The organism is Frigoribacterium sp. Leaf263 (assembly GCF_001422285.1).
In the GTDB taxonomy this organism is placed as follows: domain Bacteria; phylum Actinomycetota; class Actinomycetes; order Actinomycetales; family Microbacteriaceae; genus Frigoribacterium.
The window spans coordinates 855,452-873,503 of record NZ_LMMO01000003.1 but is presented as its reverse complement, the minus strand read 5'-3'; the positions used below and the strand labels follow the sequence as shown (position 1 = coordinate 873,503).

The window sequence follows — 18,052 nt, the reverse complement described above, 5'->3', positions numbered from 1 at the left end:
GCGCAGGGGCTACTTGCGGTTGCCGATGCGTCCCCGGAGCACGTCGATCCGCTTCTGGATCTGCTCCGTGCTGGCCTGAGCCACCGACGGGCCGCCGCTGATCCGACGGAGGTCCGCGTGGATGAGGCCGTGGGGTTCGTTCGAGTGCCGCGACCAGATGGACACCAGCCGGCTGAGCTCCTGACGCTGCTCCTTGATGGTCTGATAGAGCGGTCGGGCGGTCTCGATCGGGGCGGCCGCGGCCGGCATCCCCGTCTTCGATGATCGGCGCGCCTGCGTGGCCTGACGCTGACGGAGGAGATCGCGCACCTGGTCGGGTTCCAGCAGACCGGGGATGCCGATGAAGTCGAGCTCCTCGAGACTGCCGATCTCGCCACCGGTGCCGAACTCGCCGCCGTCGTAGAGGACCCGGTCGAACGACGCCTGCGAATCGAGGGCCTCGAACGGCTGCTGCTCGAGCAGACTCGAGGCCTTCTCCTCGCGGTTGGCGGCGGCCATCATGTCCTCTTCGGGGGCGAAGATGCCGTCGTCGGCCGTGGTCGGCCGGTCGAGGGCGTGATCGCGCTCGAGTTCGAGCTGCCCAGCCAGGGCCATGAGACTCGGCACGCTCGGCAGGAAGATCGAGGCCGTCTCGCCGCGGCGACGGGCTCGGACGAACCGGCCGACGACCTGGGCGAAGAACAGCGGGGTCGAGGCGGAGGTCGCGTAAACGCCGACGGCGAGCCGAGGCACGTCGACGCCCTCCGACACCATCCGGACCGCCACCATCCACCGGCTGTCGCTGTCCGAGAACGCCTGGATCCGGTCGCTGGCCGCCTTCTCGTCCGAGAGGACGACCGTGGGGCGCTCCCCCGTGATCCTCTGCAGCACGGCCGCGTACTGGCGGGCGGCGGTGTGGTCGGTCGCGATCACGAGCCCGCCGGCGTCGGGGACGCCGCGCCGGACCTCGGTGAGCCTCTTGTCGGCTGCGGACAGCACGGCCGGGATCCAGTCGCCCTGAGGCGAGAGCGCCGTGCGCCAGGCCTGCGCCGTGATGTCCTTGGTGACGGCCTCGCCGAGGGAGGCGCTCATCTCGTCGCCCATGCGGGTCCGCCAGCGCATCTGACCGGCGTAGGCCATGAAGAGCACGGGGCGCACGACGCCGTCGGCGAGAGCCCGGCCGTAGCCGTAGGCGTAGTCGGAGCGGGAGGTCCGGATGCCCTGCTCGTCGGCCGTGTACGTGACGAACGGGATGGGTGCGGTGTCGGAGCGGAACGGGGTGCCGGTCAGGGAGAGCCGCCTCGTCGCCTTGCCGTAGGCCTCGCGGATGCCGTCGCCCCAGCTGAGGGCGTCGCCGCCGTGGTGCACCTCGTCGAGGATGACGAGGGTGCGACCGGCCTCGGTCAGAGCCCGGTGCACCTCGGGGTTCATGCCCACCTGCGCGTAGGTCACGGCGACACCGTGGTAGTGGCGGCCGAAGGTCACGTCGGCGTTCTTGAACATCGGGTCGAGACGGAGATTCACCCGATCGGCCGCGTCCGCCCACTGCCTCTTGAGGTGCTCGGTGGGGGCGACGACGACGACCCGGTCGACGATTTCGCGCGAGAGGAGCTCCGTCGCGAGTCGCAGAGCGAAGGTCGTCTTGCCCGCGCCCGGTGTGGCTGCCGCGAGGAAGTCGACCGGCGAGGTCGCGAAGTACTGTTCGAGGGCTTCGGCCTGCCAGGCACGGAGCTTGGCCGCGGTGCCCCAGGCGGCTCGCTCGGGGAAGGCGGGAGACAGGTGCTCGGCGGCCGAGTTGCCGGCGGACACGCCGACGTCCGTGAGGTCGAGGGTGCTGTCGCCGCGGGGGTCGTCGCGCCCCGAGGGGTCGTCCACGCTAGCTGTGCTCACTCGACCCCACTGTACCCGGGGTCGGCGGGCGGCTCGACCGGCGAAGCGCCCGTGCGGCGCCGGCCCGGCCGACCGTTGCCGGGGCGGAGGAGCGACGCCGGCGTGAGCATCGCCGAACCGAACTTCGCCTGGAGGGCGTCCATCGTCGACTCGGCCTCGCGCCAGTCGGCGTCGTCGTCCCACAGCCCGAGCGAGAAGCCGCCCCCTGCACCCGCCACCAGCTGCTCGACCCGGACGCCCACGAGCCGGATGCGTTCGTGCTGCTTGCCCGTCGCCTCGTACACCGAACGCACCTCGTCGTAGATGCGTCGACCGAGATCCGTGGGTTCGGCGAGCGTCTTCGAGCGCGTGATGGTGACGAAGTCGGTGGTCCGCAGTTTCAGCACGACGGTGCGTCCGCTCATGCCGGCGGCACGGAGACGGACGGCGACCTTGTCGCTGAGCCGCAGCAGCTCGCGACGGATCTCGACGGGGTCGGTCACGTCGCTCGAGAACGTGACCTCGTGCCCGACGCTCTTCTCCTCGGTCGTCGTCGTGACGGACCGCGGGTCGCGGCCCCAGGAGAGGGCGTGCAGCTTCGCACCGCCTGCCGGGCCCACGGCCCGCACGAGCGTGTCGAGGGGTGCGGCGGCCACATCGCCGATGGTCCGCAGGCCGAGGTTGAGCAGGGTCTCCTCCGTCTTGCCCCCGACGCCCCAGAGCCCGCTGATCGGCCGCGGGTGCAGGAACCCGAGCGTCTCGTCGTGAGGGACGATGAGCAGGCCGTCCGGCTTGGCGACGCTCGACGCGAGCTTCGCCACGAACTTCGTGGAGGCGGCGCCGATGCTGCAGTGCAGTCCCGTCTCGTCGTGCACCCTGCGGCGGAGCTCGGTCGCGATCTCGAAGGGCGACCCCATCAGGCGGATGGACCCCGAGACGTCGAGGAAGGCCTCGTCGATGCCGAGCCGCTCGACCATCGGCGTGACGTCGTCGAACATCGACATGACGATCGACGAGTAGTGACGGTACTTCTCGCCGTGGGGCTCGAGGACGACGGCCTGCGGGCATCGCCGGAGCGCGATCGCCATGGGCATCGCGGAGTTCACGCCGTACTTCCGTGCCTCGTACGTCGCGGCCGTGACGACCGAGCGCTCCGACCGATGACCGATCACGACCGGCTGACCGACCAGATCGGGGCGATCGAGCAGTTCGACCGAGGCGAAGAAGGCGTCCATGTCGACGTGGAGGATCGGAGCCGTCGCGTCGTCGGTGGGATGGCTGGTGACCAGTCGCCCGCTGCCGTCCTGTTTGCTCACCCGTGCATCCTCACACGGGCCTCCGACATCCGGAGATCAGGAGGCGGGACCGAGCAGCCAGGCGGCCGTCGTCGCATGAGCCGAGTCCGTGCTCGACGGGTGGAAGCGCCCGGCTAGCACGTCGCGCTGCAGTCGGCCGAGCTCGGACGACGTCCGGTACGACGCGCCGCCCGTCACGGCGACGGCCTGGTCGACGACGGCGCGCGCGGTCTCGGTCGTCCGCGTCTTCAACCCGACCACGCGCGGGAACCAGGCCGCCCCGTGGTCGACCAGCCGGTCCACGTCCCGGGCGACCGTGTCCACCTGCGGTTCCATGCCGTCGAGGGCGATGGCGGCGTCCGCGATCCGCCACCGGATCACCGCGTCGGACGACAGCGGCGCCCCGCCCGCGCGACGCGACGTGCGCGTGGTGGCCGCCTCGACCGCGAGTTCGACGGCGCGTCGTGCGATCCCCCGGTAGACGGCCGAGACGAGGGTCTCGAAGACGGCGAACACCGCGAAGACGAAGGGGTCGGACGAGGGGCCGACGGGCAGTCGTCGGACGATCCGCGAGGCGGCGACGGGTGCCCGGTCGAGTCGGGTGGTGTGGCTCTGGGTCGCGCGCATGCCGATGGTGTCCCAGTCGCCCAGCGACTCGTGGCCGCCGTCCTCGCGCCTCAGGAACCCGTGCACCAGCGTCGGTCGACCCGGGTCCGCGTCGTCGCGGCCGAACACCCCGAGTCGGGTCCAGACAGGAGACAGCGAGGTGAAGATCTTCGTCCCGCTGAAGCGGTAGCCGCCGTCGTCGTCCGGCTCCGCCCGGGTGACCGAATCGAACAGGACCAGGTCGTTGCCCGGTTCGCTGACGCCGAAGGCGAAGATCTCGTCGCGGGCGGCCTCGTCCAGGACGTAGTCGAGCGATTCGTCGCCTCTCGCCCGCAGCACGGCGGCGCAGCCCGTCCAGACCAGGTGCATCCCGACCGCGAGGGCGGTGGCCGGGGCGGCCGTGGCGAGGCGGGTCTGCAGGGCCGCGACCTGCTCGAGTCCGAGACCCGCGCCTCCTCGGTCCTGCGGGACGAACAGGCGCAGCCACCCCCGCTCGCGGAGCTCGGCGAGGTCCTCGCCGGGGAACGCGTTCTCCCGGTCCGCGACCGCCGCACGGGCCCGGAACCGGTCGAGGAGGTCGGCCGGCAGGGCGTCCTCCGGCGATGTGTCGCGGTCGATCCTGATCCGAGGTCCTGGTGTCTGCACGGGTCGAGAGTATTCCGGTCGCCGGGTAACGTGGTGGGCATGTCACAGCAGCACCCCTGGTCGCGGTACGTCGCTCTGGGAGACTCGTTCACGGAGGGCATCGGCGACCCGGAGGAGAAGTCCCCCGGCGGGCACCGGGGATGGGCGGACCGGGTGGCCGAGGTCCTCGGATCGTCGACGGACGACTTCGCCTACGCGAACCTCGCCGTCCGCGGTCGCCTGCTGCAGCAGATCATCGACGAGCAGGCCGACGCCGCGCTCGCTCTCCGCCCCGACCTCGTCACGGTCTCCGCCGGGGGCAACGACATCATCCGCCCCGGCACCGACCCCGACCAGGTCGCGGCGGGCTTCGAGGGTCTCGTCGAGCGCCTCGGCAGCGAGGGCGCCACCGTCGTCGTCTTCACCGGCCCCGACATCGGCGCCACCCCCGTCCTCGGTCGGATGCGGGGCAAGGTCGCCATCTACAACGAGCACGTCCATGCGATCGCGCAGCGTCACGACGCCGTCGTGGCCGACATGTGGGCGCTTCGCGAGCTGTCGGGCCCGGGCATGTGGGCGCCGGATCGCCTCCACTTCAGCCCCCTCGGTCATCACACCATCGCGCGGATGGTCCTGGCCGCACTGGCGGTCGAGAACGACCTCGAGCCCTTCCAGCCGGAGCCGCTCCAGAGACGACCCTGGCGTCAGGCCCGCTCCGAGGACATGGGCTGGGCGCGGGAGTACCTCGTGCCCTGGGTGGTCCGTCGCATCCGCCATCAGTCGTCGGGCGACGGCCGGCAGCCCAAACGGCCCGAAGCCGTCACGGTCGTCTACCGCGACGAGGTCTGACGCCGCGCCGAAGCGAGGGTCAGGAGGCGAGGGTCAGGAGGCGCGCGTCAGCCCGTCGATGATCTCGCCCGGGTGGGTCAGCCGCCACCAGGCGCCCGGCTCGGGGATGTCGCGGGCGAGCACGAGCGGCACCTCGACCGTCTCGTCGTCGACCGTGAAACGGACCACCCCCACCTCGGCGCCAGCGGCGTCGGGCCCGATCGGATCGGTCGTCACGCGAGCCTCGATCGTCTCGTCCCCCCAGACGAGCACGGAGGCGTCCTCGGTCGTCACGGCCTCGGACGTCGCTCCCCAGGGGAGGTCGTACCGCGCGAAGGGGTCGCCCGAGCGGGTCAGATCGATCGTCTGGAACCGCGCGAGCGCGCTGCCGAGCAGCGCCGTGACGTCGACGTCGAGCGAGTCGTGGTCGACCCCGCCGAGCATCACGCCCACGACCGTCACGGTGTCGTCCCCGATCGTGTAGTCCGCCGAGAACAGCAGGCACGCGCCCGCCTCGTCGAGGGTGCCCGTCTTGATGCCGGTCACGCCGTCGATGCCCAGCAGCTCGTTGGAGTTCTCGATCTCGCCGACTCCCGGGATGACCGCTCTGTCGGTGCGGACGATCTCGGCCACGACGGGGTCCTCGAGGGCGAGTCGCCCCAGGGCGACCAGATCGGTGGCCGTGCTCGTGTTCGCGGGTGACATGCCCGTCGGCTCGACGATCGTGGTCGACGTGAGGCCCTTGTCGTCGAGCCAGGCGTCGGCCGCCTCGACGAACGCCTCCGAGCTGCCGAAGGCCCACAGGGCGATCGCGTCGGCGTAGTTGTTCGCCGATTCGATCAGCGAGACCTCGAGGGCCTGACGCTCGGTCAGGCGGAGGCCGGCGGGCATGGGCGCGACCTTGCCGTTCTGCGCCAGATAGGAGTCGTAGAGCGCCTCGTCGTCCGCGTCGAACGTGATGGTCGGACCGTCTCCGCCATCCAGGGGCCGCTCGTCGAGCACGACCAGCGCGCTGACGACCTTGCTGATGCTGGCGATGGGACGGGCGCGATCGTCGCCGCTCGTCGTGAGGCTGTCGTCGTAGCCGAGGGCCTGCACGGCCGTCGCCCCGTAGCCGGGGAACGTCAGATCGGGGGCCGCCTGCTCGGGCGCCTCGAAGGTCGAGGCCGTCGCCGCCGCGGGCGAGGTGGGGCCGAGCAGCATGACCGACGTGTACGACCCGGCGACCACGACCAGCGCCGTGAGGGCGGCGACGACCCCGCGCCGACGGCGCCGTGCGCCGAGCCGCGACCCGGCGGTGGGGCCGGTCGCAGCCGTCATCGCTCGACGGACGTCATCGTGGGCACCCGGAGCGCCCAGAGGGCCACCGCCGAAGCGGCCGCGACGTTGAGGCTGTCGACGCCGTGCAGCATGGGGATCGTGACGACGACGTCGGACGATCGCAGGGCGGCGCGGCTCAGTCCGTCGCCCTCGGTCCCGAGCAGCAGCGCCACCTTCTCGGGAGGGTCGGCGGAGTAGGCGTCGAGGGGCACCGCGTCGTCGGACAGCGCGAGGGCGGCCACCTCGAAGCCCGCCGCCCGCAGCAGGTCGCCGCCTTCGGGCCACTCCGGGAGGCGCGTCCACGGGACCTGCAGGACGGTGCCCATGCTGACGCGCACGCTCCGGCGGTAGAGCGGATCGGCGCATCGGGGCGTGACGAGCACGGCGTCCGCCCCGAGTCCGGCGACGGCCCGGAAGATGGCCCCGACGTTGGTGTGGTCGACGATGTCCTCGAGCACGACGACCCGTCTGGCGTCGGCGAGGACCGCGGCGACGTCGGGGAGTGCGGGGCGGTGCATCGCCGCGAGGGCCCCGCGGTGCAGGTGATACCCCGTCAGGGTCTCGAGCAGGGCCGCGTCGCCGATGAAGATCTCGCCCTCGAAGTCGGCGACCAGAGGCTCGATGTCCGCGAGCCAGCGCTCCGTCATGAGCACAGACCGGGGCACATGGCCCGCCCGCAGGGCCCGCTCGATGACCTTCGACGACTCCGCGATGTAGAGCCCGCCCTCGGGTTCGCTCACCCGGCGCAGCGCGACGTCCGTGAGTCGGCGGTAGTCGGCGAGGGCCGGGTGGTCGAGATCGGTGATGCGGGTGATGCGCACGGGGCTCCGGAGGCGGTGGGGTCCGGGCCGAGGTCGGCTGACGGAGACGAAACGGGAGGTGACGACGTTTAGGCTAACGTCCACGGATCGGAAGGAGCCTCGATGGTCTCGAACACCACGCCCCGGGGCGGGAGCGTCGTCGATCCCCCTCTCGACGCCGAGGCCCTAGACGAGGCGGTGGGGCTCCTGCGGGGTCGGCGGGTGGCGGTCCTGACCGGGGCCGGCGTCAGCACCGACTCGGGGATCCCCGACTACCGCGGCGCCGGGGCGCCGCCGCGCAACCCGATGACCTTCCAGCAGTTCCTGTCGAGCGACCGGTACCGCAAGCGCTACTGGGCGGGCAGCCACCTGGGCTGGAAGGCCTTCCGCGCGTCCGAGCCGAACCGCGGCCATCGCGCCCTCGCGGAGCTCGAGCGCGCCGGGGTGACGAACGGCGTGGTGACGCAGAACGTCGACAACCTGCACGTGCGGGCGGGCTCGCAACGGGTCGTCGATCTGCATGGCACGGTCGACCGCGTCGTCTGCCTGACCTGCGGCCAGTCGTTCGCCCGCGACATGGTCTCGTCTCGTCTGGCCGAGGCGAACCCGTGGCTCGAGCACCCCGAGAGCGTGCGGCTCGCCCCGGACGGCGATGTCGAGGTGGACGACATCGACGCCTTCGAGGTGCCCGTCTGCACCGTCTGCGGCGGCATGCTCAAGCCCGACGTGGTGTTCTTCGGCGAGTTCGTGCCCGTCGAGCGGTTCGCCGAGGCCCGTTCCCTGGTCGTCGGGGCCGAGGCCCTGCTGATCGCCGGGTCCTCGCTGGTCGTCAACTCGGGCATCCGGCTGCTCGATCAGGCCACCCGGCGGAGACTGCCGGTCGTCGTCGTGAACCGCGGCGTCACCAAGGGCGACGGCCGAGCGGCGGTTAAGCTGAACGCCGGCACGTCGGAGACCCTGGCGGCCCTCGCGGAGCGACTGATCCCCTGACCCGTTCCGCCGATCGGAGGAACCCGCGTGACTCTTCTCTACCTCGTGCGCCACGGCGAGACCGACTGGAACCGCGCGAGGCGCATCCAGGGCGCCACCGACATCCCCCTGAACGACCTGGGCCGCTCGCAGGCCCGTGAGGCCGGTGCGCTGCTCGCGCGACGCCGCGTCTCGGCCGTCGTCGCGAGCCCGCTGTCGCGGGCCGCCGAGACGGGCGCCATCATCGCCGAGGTCCTGGGCCTCGCTCCGCCGACGCATGCGGCCGCACTCGCCGAGCGCCGGTACGGCGAGGCCGAGGGTCTCACCGGAACCGAGGTCGAGACCCGGTTCCCGACCGGAACGCCGGTGCCCGGTCGCGAGAGCCGCCGCGATCTCGTCGCGCGGGTCCTGCCCGCACTGGACGACATCGCCCGCTCCCACGCCGGCGGTCTGGTGGTGGTGGCCACGCATGGCGCCGTGATCCGAGCCGTCGTCAATCACGTCTCGCCCGAGACCGAGGCCCATGTCGGCGTGCCGATCCGCAACGGCTCGATCCACTCCTTCGTGTCCGACGGGGGCGGTCTCGTGCTCCGCGAGTTCGACGACCCCATCGAGCTCGAGTCCGAGCGCCCGGGGACGTTCGACTTCGAGTACCAGAACGCTCTCGAGAACGGGGCGAGCGGGAGGGACTGAACCGCGACTCCTCGGTCAGGCCGTCGGCTCGGCGGCGCCCGTCGACGCGACCGAGGCGAGCACGGCGGCCAGAGCGGCCGCCGAGGCGTCCCAGTCGAATCGCGAGGCCTGCTCGACCGAGGCCCTCGACCGCGACGCCCACTCCGACTCGAGACGTCTCACGGCGGCGGCGATCGAGGCCGGGGACTCCGGGTCGAAGTACAGGGCGGCCTCTCCCCCGATCTCCCGGAAGATCGGTATGTCGCTGACGACGGCGGGCGTGCCGAGCGCCATCCCCTCGACGATCGGGATGCCGAACCCCTCGGCGCGCGACGCCGTCACGACGGCCGTCGCACGCCTCAGCACGTCGTGGTACTCGTCGTCCCCCACCCCGTGATGAAACACGAGCGCGTCACGGGGCGCCAGAGCGGACAGGGAGGCGCGCTCGCGCTCGGACACCCGGCTCATCAGATGCAGCCGGTACCCGTCGAGCAGGGGCAGCGCCCTCACGAGCGCGGACACGTTCTTGTACGGCATGAACGACCCCATGTAGACGAGGTCGCGGCGCTCCGGTGCGGTGCGCGGCGCGCTCGGTGCCACCGGGTCGGTGGCGTTCCCGACGACCGTGACGGGCCGACGCGTCAGGCGGTGTCGGCGCATCTCGTCGCGCGTCGTCCGGCTGACCGTGACCACCGCGTCGGCCCGGTCGAGCAGCAGACGCTGGGGCCACCAGGCGAGGTGATACAGCCGCCACAGCAGACGGATCGGCAGCGCGAACTCGGGCGGCGGGGTGCGGTTCGTGTAGTAGATCAGATCGTGCAGGGTGAGGACGAGGGGGTACCGGCGTCCGAACGAGCCCATGGTCTGCATCGGCGACCAGACGACGTCGGGTCGCAGACGATTGACCTGCAGCGCGACGAGCGGCTCGAGCGGGCTCGTCGGCGAGCTGATGACGACGTGGGGTCGGTCGGGCAGCTTCTCGAGCTGACGGGGATCGTTGACGAGCAGCGTGACGTCGTGGGTCTCGGCCAGCGCCCCGACGACACCCGCCGTGAAGCGGCTGATGCCGTCGTGACGGCCGACGCGGACGTACCGGCAGTCGGCGACGATCCTCATCGGACGAAGGCCTCGACGGCCGCGGCGGCCTCACGGGGCTTCTCGTAGTGGATCAGGTGCCCGACCCCGTCGATGACGTCGAGGGTGGCGTCGGGGAACAGCGCGCGCAGCTCGTGCTGGGCCGGGAGCGCGGTGATGTCGTCGCGATCGGCCGCGATCAGCAGCGTCGGCACGTCGACCCGGGCCGCGTACGAGCTGACGTCGCTCGAGACCGAGGCACGGAAGGCGTCGAGGACGACCCGACGATCCGCGAAGCGCGAGAAGTACGCGTCGTGCTGGTCGTGGATCCACCGCCGGAGTCCCCGGTCGCGCGTCTTGACCATCGCGAGGCTCGTGAACCGGGTCACCAGGGCGCTCTGCAGGGCCGCGAGCCCGGCGCGTTCGGGAAGGGCGGCCCCGGCCCAGTAGTAGAGGACGGCCAGCCGCGTCACGACGCCGCGAGGACCGCGCAGCGCCGGCGCGGCGATCGGATTGACGAGGACGAGGCGGGAGGCGCGGAGTCCGTCCGCCAGCGCGGCCGAGGTCACGATCGACCCGAACGAGTGACCCAGCACGACGACGTCGTCGCCGAGTCCCAGCGCGGCGACGAAGGCGGTCAGCCACCGCGCGTAGGCGGCGACCGTGTGCTCCCCCGTCAGAGGCGACGACTCGCCGAAGCCCGGGAGGTCGGGCATCACGACGCGGACGCCGGTGAGATGGGCGACCACCGGCTCGAGACCGTGGTGATCCCCTCGGAAGCCGTGGACCGCGACGATCGTGACCCGCGCCTCCTCGGCATCGGGTGTCTCGTAGATCCAGTAGCGCGTCGAACTCCCGCCGACGTCGACGACGTGCTCGGAGACGTCGGAGGCGGCCAGGCGCGAGCGGTAGGGAGACGGGACGCGGGGCTCTCGGACGATCACCCGGCGAGTCTACGAGTCGGATCCGAACGCGATGCGCGAAGCCGCGCGCGCCACCGTAGAGTGACACGGGTGAGCTTCACTGCCCCGATCCAGCAGCCCGGACTGACCCTCGACCCGAACTGGCACCGTCGTGCCGTCTTCTACGAGGTGATGGTCCGATCCTTCGTCGACAGCAACGGGGACGGGGCGGGTGACCTGCAGGGACTCCACTCCCGTCTGGACTACCTGCAGTGGCTCGGAGTCGACGCCCTCTGGCTGCCGCCGTTCTTCCAGTCGCCGCTGCGCGACGGCGGATACGACATCGCCGACTACAAGTCGATCCTGCCCGAGTTCGGCACGCTCGACGAGTTCCGCGACCTCGTCACCAAGGCGCACGAACGCAACATGCGCATCGTCATCGACATGGTGCTGAACCACACCTCCGACCAGCACGAGTGGTTCCAGCAGAGCCGCGAGGACCCCGAGGGCCCCTACGGCGACTTCTACGTCTGGCGCGACACCGACGACGAGTACGAGAACATCCGCGTCATCTTCGTCGACACGGAGGAGTCCAACTGGACCTTCGACCCCGTGCGGCGCCAGTTCTTCTTCCACCGCTTCTTCTCGCACCAGCCGGACCTCAACTTCGAGAACCCGGCCGTCCAGGAGGCCGTCTTCGACGTCGTCCGGCACTGGCTGTCGATGGGCGTCGACGGGCTCCGTCTCGACGCCATCCCCTACCTCTTCGAGACGGAGGAGGGCAACGGCGAGGGCGAGCCGGCCACCCACGAGTTCATCAGGCGACTGCGCGCCATGGTCGACGAGGAGTTCCCCGGCCGGGTGCTGATCGCCGAGGCGAACCAGTGGCCGGCCGAGACGGCGGCGTTCTTCGGCACCGAGGACGAGCCCGAGTGCCACATGGCGTTCGACTTCCCCGTCATGCCCCGCATCTTCTACTCCCTGCGCGCCCAGCACGGCGGCGAGCTCAAGCGCATCCTGTCCGAGACGACCGAGGTCCCCCCGGGGGCCGCCTGGGCGGTCTTCCTGCGCAACCACGACGAGCTGACCCTCGAGATGGTGAGCGAGGAGTACCGGCAGGCCATGTACGGCTGGTACGCGTACGACCCGCGCATGCGCTCCAACATCGGCATCCGTCGTCGCCTCGCGCCGCTGCTCGACAACTCCCGTGCCGAGCTCGAACTCGTGCACGCCCTGCTCTTCGCCCTCCCCGGCAGCCCGTTCCTGTACTACGGCGACGAGATCGGCATGGGCGACAACATCTGGCTGCCCGACCGCGACTCGTCGCGGACGCCCATGCAGTGGACGCCCGACCGCAACGCCGGGTTCTCGACCGCCGATCCGGGCAAGCTGTTCCTGCCCGTCGTGCAGTCGCTCGTCTTCAACTACAACCTGGTCAACGTCGAGAGCCAGCTGGCGCAGTCGCGCTCGCTGCTCCACTGGATCCGCAACGTGATCCACGTGCGGAAGGCGCACCCCACCTTCGGCATGGGGACCCTCTCGGTGCTCGACACCGACCACGAGTCGGTGCTCTCGTTCGTCCGCTCGTACGAGGGGTCCGAGACGCAGTTCGGCGACTCTGCCGAAGACATCCTGTGCGTCTTCTCGTTCGCTCACAACCCGACGTCGGTCACGATCCACGCCCCGCAGTTCGCGGGTCGGACGCTCTACGACCTCTTCGGCGGAGCCCAGTTCCCCTCGCTCGACGACGAGGGTCGCGTGACGCTCACCCTCGGCACGCAGGCGTTCTTCTGGCTCCACGTCGGTGACGTGCCGAACACCGGGCAGGGCGTCGTCGGTGGTGCCTCCTAAACTCGAGGCGTGACCGACACCGACCTCTCCCCGACCCCGACCGCATCATCGGACGCGGTCGCGTCCGGTGAGCCGATCCCCGTCGGCCCCGTGCCGACCGAGTGGTGGAAGGCACTCGGCGTCTTCGACCTCGAGACGACCGGCATCGACGTCGAGACGGCCCGGATCGTCACCGCGCACGTCGGTCTGATCGACGCCGACGGCACGAGCATCGCGCATGGCGCCTGGCTAGCCGATCCCGGCATCGAGATCCCCGAGCAGGCGAGCGCCGTGCACGGCATCTCGACCGAGCAGGCTCGGGCCGAGGGGCGTCCGGCGGCCGAGGTCGTCGCCGAGGTCGTGGCGGCCGTCAGGGCCGTCTTCGCCCGTGGCGTGCCTCTCGTCGTGTACAACGCGCCGTACGACCTGACCCTCCTCGACCGTGAGGCGCGGCGACACGGCATCGAGCCCCTGGGCGACGTGAGCGCCATCGGCTGCGTCGTCGACCCGCTCGTCATCGACAAGGCCGTCGACCGGTACCGGAAGGGCAAGCGGACTCTCGAGGCGGCGGCCGAGGTCTACGGGGTCAGCCTCGACGACGCCCACGACGCGGGGGCGGATGCGATCGCGGCGGGCCGGGTGGCCCAGGCCATGGCCCGGAAGTTCCCGGATCAGCTCGCGGTGCCGTCGACCGATTTGCACGACCAGCAGATGGGCTGGTGCGCGACGCAGGCCGAGAGCTTCCAGCAGTACATGCGACGCAGCAAGGATCCCACGTTCACGGCCTCGGGCGAGTGGCCCCAACGGTCCGCAGGACTCTGACCCGGGTCTCGCGCGTCCTGATCCCCCGAGCCGGCATCACCGTCCGGCGACTCCGGATCGCGCTGGCTGCACAGACGGAACGGGGCGGCCCACCGAAGTGGACCGCCCCGTTCGACGTCTGAGGCCGGAGCCTACTTGCCGAAGTTCTTGTAGCGCGAGTTGAACTTCTCGACGCGACCGGCCGAGTCGAGGATGCGCTGCTTGCCCGTGTAGAACGGGTGCGACTCGGACGAGATCTCGACGTCGATGACCGGGTAGGTCTCACCGTCGAGCTCGATGGTCTTGTCGCTGGTCGTCGTGGAGCGCGTCAGGAACGTGGCGCCCGATGCGAGGTCGCGGAAGACGATCTGCTTGTACTCGGGGTGGATGTCGGTCTTCATGATTGTCCTAGGTCTAGCGAACGAGTGATGGAGTTGATGTCGGGGGGACGTTGCCGTCGTGGCACCGGGACGTGAGTCCGTGACCAGCTATGAACGATACCAGACGTGCGGCCCGGAACGCAGGAGGCGCGGGTCAGCCGGCCGCGCGCGCCGAGTACCGGCCGTCGCGCACCTCGACCTCGAGCGTCACGCCGAAGGTCGAGCCGAGCGTCTCCGCGGTGAGGACGTCCGCGAGGGGGCCCGCGGCGACGACGGACCCGCGGTCGAGGAGGAGCGCGTGGGTGAAACCGCGGGGCACCTCCTCGACGTGGTGGGTCACCATGACGATCGCCGGGGCGTCGTGGGACTGCGCGTAGCCCGAGAGCATCTGGAGAAGCTCCTCACGCGCGCCGAGGTCGAGGCTGGCGGCCGGCTCGTCGAGCAGGAGGAGCTCGGGGTCGGTCATCACCGCACGGGCGATCTGGACGCGCTTCTGCTCGCCGTCGCTCAGCTCGCCGAAGGTCCTCTCGGCGAGGTGGTCGAGATTCCACTCGTCGAGCACGCGATGCGCGCGGCGCACGTCGACGTTCTCGTACTCCTCGTTCCAGCGCCCGGTGACGGAGTAGGCGGCCGTCAGGACGACGTCCACGACCTTCTCCTTGGCGGGGATGCGGCGGGCGATCGTCGTCGAGGCGAAGCCGATGCGCGGTCGCAGATCGAAGAGGTCGACCGTCCCGAGGTCGCCGCCGAGCACCTCGGCGGTGCCGGACGAGGGGTGCGACTGGGCCGCGGCGACCTGGAGCAGCGAGCTCTTGCCGGCGCCGTTCGGGCCGAGCACGACCCAGCGCTCGTCGGACTCGACCGTCCAGTTGACGGAGTCGACGACGGCGGTGCCGCCCCGGACGATCGAGACATCGGACAGCTGAAGGACGGTAGGCATGCGATCAGCCTATCGACGCAGACCCGAGTAGACCTCGAGGGTCCGCTCGGCGATCCGCGACCACGAGAACTCGGCTTCGGCCCGCATGCGCCCGGCGCGCCCCATGAGCTTCGCGAGCCCCGGGTCGGAGACCACGTCGGTGAGGATCCCCGCCAGATCGCGCACGAAGCGATCGGGGTCGGTGGGGGTCCCGGTGCCGTCCTGGACCTGATCGAGGGGCACCACCCGACCGGTGAGACCGTCGGCGACCACCTCGGGGATCCCGCCGGTGCCGGAGCCCACGACGGGCACGCCGCAGGCCATGGCCTCGAGGTTGACGATGCCGAGAGGCTCGTAGATCGACGGGCAGACGAAGGTCGTCGCGGAGGTCAGGACCGCGCTCAGCTCGTGGCGGGGCAGGACGCGATCGATCCAGACCACACCCGTGCGCGCCTCCTGCAGCTCGTGGACGAGCCCGGTCACCTCGGCCATGATCTCGGGAGTGTCCGGGGCGCCCGCGCAGAGAACCAGCTGGACGTCGGGCGGCAGGAGCCGGGCCGCCCGCAGCAGGTAGGGCAGACCCTTCTGACGCGTGATGCGCCCGACGAAGACGACGGACGGTCGGTCGGGATCGATCCCGAGGTCGCGGAGGACCCCCTCGTCGCTGACGGGACGCCACGCGTCGAGGTCGATGCCGTTGTAGACGACGCTGACCTTGCCCTCGTCGATCGTCGGGTACGACCGGAGGATGTCGCGGCGCATGCCCTCGCTCACGGCGATGACGGCGTCGGCGGTCTCGTAGGCCTGTCTCTCGATCCAGCTCGACACGCGGTAGCCGCCGCCGAGCTGCTCGGCCTTCCACGGCCGGAGGGGCTCGAGACTGTGCGCCGTCAGGACGTGAGGCACATCGTGCAGCATCTGCGCCAGCTGCCCGGCCGCGTTCGCGTACCAGGTGTGGCTGTGCACGACATCGGCTCCGGCGACGTCCTGCGCGGCGAGGAGATCGCTGCCGAGGGTCCGGAGGGTGGGGTTGGCGGAGGCCAGCGCCGGCAGCTCCGGGTAGCCCGTGGTGCCGGGCTCGTCGTCGACGTCGCCGAGGGCTCTCACCCGGACGTCGATGGACTCCCGGAGGGCCTTGACGAGCTCGACGACGTGGACGCCGGCGCCTCCGTAGACGTTCGGCGGATATTCCTTGGTGATGACATCGACTCGCACGAGAGTCACCGTAGTCGCGCGGCGACGAAACGTGCCATTCTGACCCCATGGCATCAAAGAAGATCTTCGGCATCGTCCTCGCCGGTGGAGAGGGCAAGCGACTCATGCCCCTCACGGCCGACCGGGCCAAACCGGCCGTCCCGTTCGGCGGCAACTACCGACTGATCGACTTCGCGCTGTCGAACCTCATCAACTCCGGACTGCGTCAGATCGTCGTGCTGACCCAGTACAAGTCGCACAGTCTCGACCGCCACGTCTCGCAGACCTGGTCGATCGAGGGGCTCCTCGGCGCCTACGTCGCGTCGGTCCCGGCCCAGCAGCGACTGGGCAAGCGCTGGTTCGCCGGCAGTGCCGACGCGATCCTCCAGAGTCTCAACCTGCTGCGTGACGAGAAGCCGGACATCGTCGTCGTCGTCGGCGCGGACCACGTCTACCGGATGGACTTCTCGCAGATGATCGAGGCGCACATCGCCTCGGGGGCCGGTGTCACGGTCGCGGCCATCCGCCAGCCCATCTCCCTCGCCGACCAGTTCGGCGTGATCGAGGTCGACTCCGACGACCCCACGCGCATCGGGCGGTTCCTGGAGAAGCCGAAGGACGCCACGGGTCTGCCGGACTCCCCCGACGAGATCCTCGCCTCGATGGGCAACTACGTCTTCGACGCGGACGTCCTCATCGACGCGGTCCTGCGCGACGGCGAGAACCCCGAGTCGGATCACGACATGGGGGGCGACATCGTCCCGGACTTCGTCTCCCGCAAGGACGCCGCGGTCTACGACCTGAACCGCAACGAGGTCCCCGGCTCGACGGAGCGCGACCGGTACTACTGGCGCGACGTCGGCACGATCGACTCGTTCTACGACGCGCACCGCGACCTCATCTCCGCCCTGCCGATCTTCAACCTGTACAACACCGACTGGCCGATCTTCAGTCAGCAGCTCAACTCGCCCCCGGCGAAGTTCGTGCGAGACGGGCACGGGAACCTCGGGACGACCATCGACTCGATCGTCTCGCTCGGCTCCCTGCTCTCGGGCGCTCACGTCGAGCGCAGCGTGCTGGGGCCGTGGAGCACCCTCGACTCGGGATCCCGTGTCGTCGACTCCGTGGTGTTCGAGCGGGCGCACATCGGGCCGAACGCGACCGTCAACCGGGCGATCCTCGACAAGGACGTCGTCATCGCCGAGGGAGCCTCGGTCGGCGTCGATCACGAGGCCGACCGGGCCAGGGGCTTCACGGTGACGCCGTCGGGCATCACGGTGGTGGGCAAGGGCGTCCGGGTCGACCAGTAGTCATCCGTTTCCACGGGCACCTCTAGGCTGAGCGGGTGCCGCGCTTCCTGACAGTCCTCGATGTCGACTCCACCCTCATCCGGGACGAGGTCATCGAGCTCCTGGCCGAGGCTGCCGGGGTGCGCGACGAGGTGGCGGGCATCACGGACAGGGCGATGGCCGGTGAGCTCGATTTCGCCGAGAGCCTCGCCGCCCGTGTCGCGACGCTCGCCGGGCTGCCCGTCTCCGTCTTCGCCGAGGTATCGGAGCGCCTCCGTCCCACTGGCGGTGCTGATCGACTCGTCGAGGTCGTCCGGTCTCACGGAGGCGTGGTCGGGGTCGTCTCCGGCGGTTTCCACGAGACCCTCGACCCCCTGGCCGGTCGCCTCGGTCTCGATCGCTGGCGCGCCAACCGGCTCGGCGTCGTCTCCGGCCGTCTGACGGGCGAGACCACCGGTCCGATCATCGATGCGGCGGCCAAGGCCGAGTCCCTGAGGACGTGGGCCGAGGAGTTCGGCATCCCCCTGGACCGGACCATCGCGATCGGCGACGGCGCGAACGACCTCGAGATGATGCGCGTCGCGGGTCTCTCGATCGCCTTCAACGCGAAGCCCGTGGTGCGCGCTCAGGCCGATCTGGTCGTGGCCGACCGTGAACTCTCGCAGGTGCTCGCCGTCATGGGACTCTCATCGCGGTGACGA

Annotated in this window: 17 protein-coding genes; 7 read left to right on the top strand and 10 right to left on the bottom strand. The window is 70.7% G+C overall.

Going from position 1 to position 18,052, the window contains the following annotated elements; translation table 11 throughout:
- Positions 1–9 precede the first annotated feature (9 nt).
- The 3 genes from ASF17_RS08045 to ASF17_RS08035 form a co-directional block, all read right to left on the bottom strand.
- On the bottom strand, positions 10–1,788 hold the full coding sequence (locus tag ASF17_RS08045) for a DEAD/DEAH box helicase (protein ID WP_055798502.1): 1,779 nt from the start codon (positions 1,786–1,788) through the stop codon (positions 10–12).
- A gap of 77 nt (positions 1,789–1,865) precedes the next feature.
- The gene (gene dinB / locus ASF17_RS08040; protein WP_055797578.1) at positions 1,866–3,164 is read right to left on the bottom strand and encodes a DNA polymerase IV; all 1,299 of its coding nucleotides are present in this window, start codon (positions 3,162–3,164) and stop codon (positions 1,866–1,868) included.
- A gap of 36 nt (positions 3,165–3,200) precedes the next feature.
- Positions 3,201–4,394, bottom strand: a complete 1,194-nt coding sequence (locus ASF17_RS08035; protein WP_235476433.1) for an acyl-CoA dehydrogenase family protein — start codon at positions 4,392–4,394, stop codon at positions 3,201–3,203.
- Positions 4,395–4,433: 39 nt separating this feature from the next.
- Here ASF17_RS08035 and ASF17_RS08030 point away from each other — a divergent pair, with 39 nt between their 5' ends.
- The gene (locus ASF17_RS08030) at positions 4,434–5,222 is read left to right on the top strand and encodes an SGNH/GDSL hydrolase family protein (protein ID WP_055797575.1); all 789 of its coding nucleotides are present in this window, start codon (positions 4,434–4,436) and stop codon (positions 5,220–5,222) included.
- Between the two features lie 33 nt (positions 5,223–5,255).
- Here the strand turns inward: ASF17_RS08030 and ASF17_RS08025 are convergent, their stop codons facing one another.
- Together ASF17_RS08025 and ASF17_RS08020 are read right to left on the bottom strand one after the other, a co-directional pair.
- Positions 5,256–6,521 (bottom strand): D-alanyl-D-alanine carboxypeptidase family protein, encoded by a 1,266-nt coding sequence (locus tag ASF17_RS08025; RefSeq protein ID WP_055797572.1) that lies wholly within the window; start codon positions 6,519–6,521, stop codon positions 5,256–5,258.
- Positions 6,518–7,342 carry a TrmH family RNA methyltransferase gene (locus tag ASF17_RS08020; protein WP_055797569.1) on the bottom strand — a complete coding sequence of 275 codons (825 nt, stop codon included), beginning with the start codon at positions 7,340–7,342 and terminating at the stop codon, positions 6,518–6,520. Before ASF17_RS08020 ends, ASF17_RS08025 begins: the two co-directional genes overlap by 4 nt.
- A 102-nt stretch (positions 7,343–7,444) precedes the next feature.
- Between ASF17_RS08020 and ASF17_RS08015 the strand changes: the two genes are divergently transcribed.
- On the top strand, positions 7,445–8,311 hold the full coding sequence (locus ASF17_RS08015) for a Sir2 family NAD-dependent protein deacetylase (protein WP_055797566.1): 867 nt from the start codon (positions 7,445–7,447) through the stop codon (positions 8,309–8,311).
- Between the two features lie 27 nt (positions 8,312–8,338).
- A complete protein-coding gene (locus ASF17_RS08010; protein WP_055797563.1) occupies positions 8,339–8,983 on the top strand; it encodes a histidine phosphatase family protein in 645 nt (214 codons plus the stop codon).
- A gap of 15 nt (positions 8,984–8,998) precedes the next feature.
- Here ASF17_RS08010 and ASF17_RS08005 read toward each other — a convergent pair whose 3' ends face one another.
- Complete coding sequence (locus tag ASF17_RS08005; RefSeq protein ID WP_055797559.1) at positions 8,999–10,078, bottom strand: glycosyltransferase family 4 protein; 1,080 nt, start codon at positions 10,076–10,078, stop codon at positions 8,999–9,001.
- Positions 10,075–10,980 (bottom strand): alpha/beta fold hydrolase, encoded by a 906-nt coding sequence (locus tag ASF17_RS08000; protein WP_235476432.1) that lies wholly within the window; start codon positions 10,978–10,980, stop codon positions 10,075–10,077. Before ASF17_RS08000 ends, ASF17_RS08005 begins: the two co-directional genes overlap by 4 nt.
- A gap of 69 nt (positions 10,981–11,049) precedes the next feature.
- On the opposite strand from ASF17_RS08000, the gene treS reads away from it, so the two are divergent.
- Both treS and ASF17_RS07990 read left to right on the top strand, forming a co-directional pair.
- Complete coding sequence (gene treS / locus ASF17_RS07995; protein WP_055797557.1) at positions 11,050–12,789, top strand: maltose alpha-D-glucosyltransferase; 1,740 nt, start codon at positions 11,050–11,052, stop codon at positions 12,787–12,789.
- A gap of 90 nt (positions 12,790–12,879) precedes the next feature.
- A complete protein-coding gene (locus ASF17_RS07990) occupies positions 12,880–13,590 on the top strand; it encodes an exonuclease domain-containing protein (RefSeq protein ID WP_055798496.1) in 711 nt (236 codons plus the stop codon).
- 131 nt (positions 13,591–13,721) lie between these two features.
- Here ASF17_RS07990 and ASF17_RS07985 read toward each other — a convergent pair whose 3' ends face one another.
- The 3 genes from ASF17_RS07985 to glgA form a co-directional block, all read right to left on the bottom strand.
- Complete coding sequence (locus ASF17_RS07985; protein ID WP_043594989.1) at positions 13,722–13,970, bottom strand: type B 50S ribosomal protein L31; 249 nt, start codon at positions 13,968–13,970, stop codon at positions 13,722–13,724.
- A 133-nt stretch (positions 13,971–14,103) separates the two neighbouring features.
- The gene (locus tag ASF17_RS07980) at positions 14,104–14,889 is read right to left on the bottom strand and encodes an ABC transporter ATP-binding protein (protein WP_055797554.1); all 786 of its coding nucleotides are present in this window, start codon (positions 14,887–14,889) and stop codon (positions 14,104–14,106) included.
- 9 nt (positions 14,890–14,898) lie between these two features.
- On the bottom strand, positions 14,899–16,083 hold the full coding sequence (gene glgA / locus ASF17_RS07975) for a glycogen synthase (protein WP_055798491.1): 1,185 nt from the start codon (positions 16,081–16,083) through the stop codon (positions 14,899–14,901).
- A 47-nt stretch (positions 16,084–16,130) separates the two neighbouring features.
- Between glgA and glgC the strand changes: the two genes are divergently transcribed.
- Both glgC and serB read left to right on the top strand, forming a co-directional pair.
- Positions 16,131–17,372: a glucose-1-phosphate adenylyltransferase gene (gene glgC / locus ASF17_RS07970; RefSeq protein WP_055797550.1), complete on the top strand. Its 1,242-nt coding sequence runs from the start codon at positions 16,131–16,133 to the stop codon at positions 17,370–17,372.
- A gap of 35 nt (positions 17,373–17,407) precedes the next feature.
- A complete protein-coding gene (gene serB, locus ASF17_RS07965; RefSeq protein ID WP_055797547.1) occupies positions 17,408–18,049 on the top strand; it encodes a phosphoserine phosphatase SerB in 642 nt (213 codons plus the stop codon).
- Positions 18,050–18,052 lie beyond the last annotated feature (3 nt).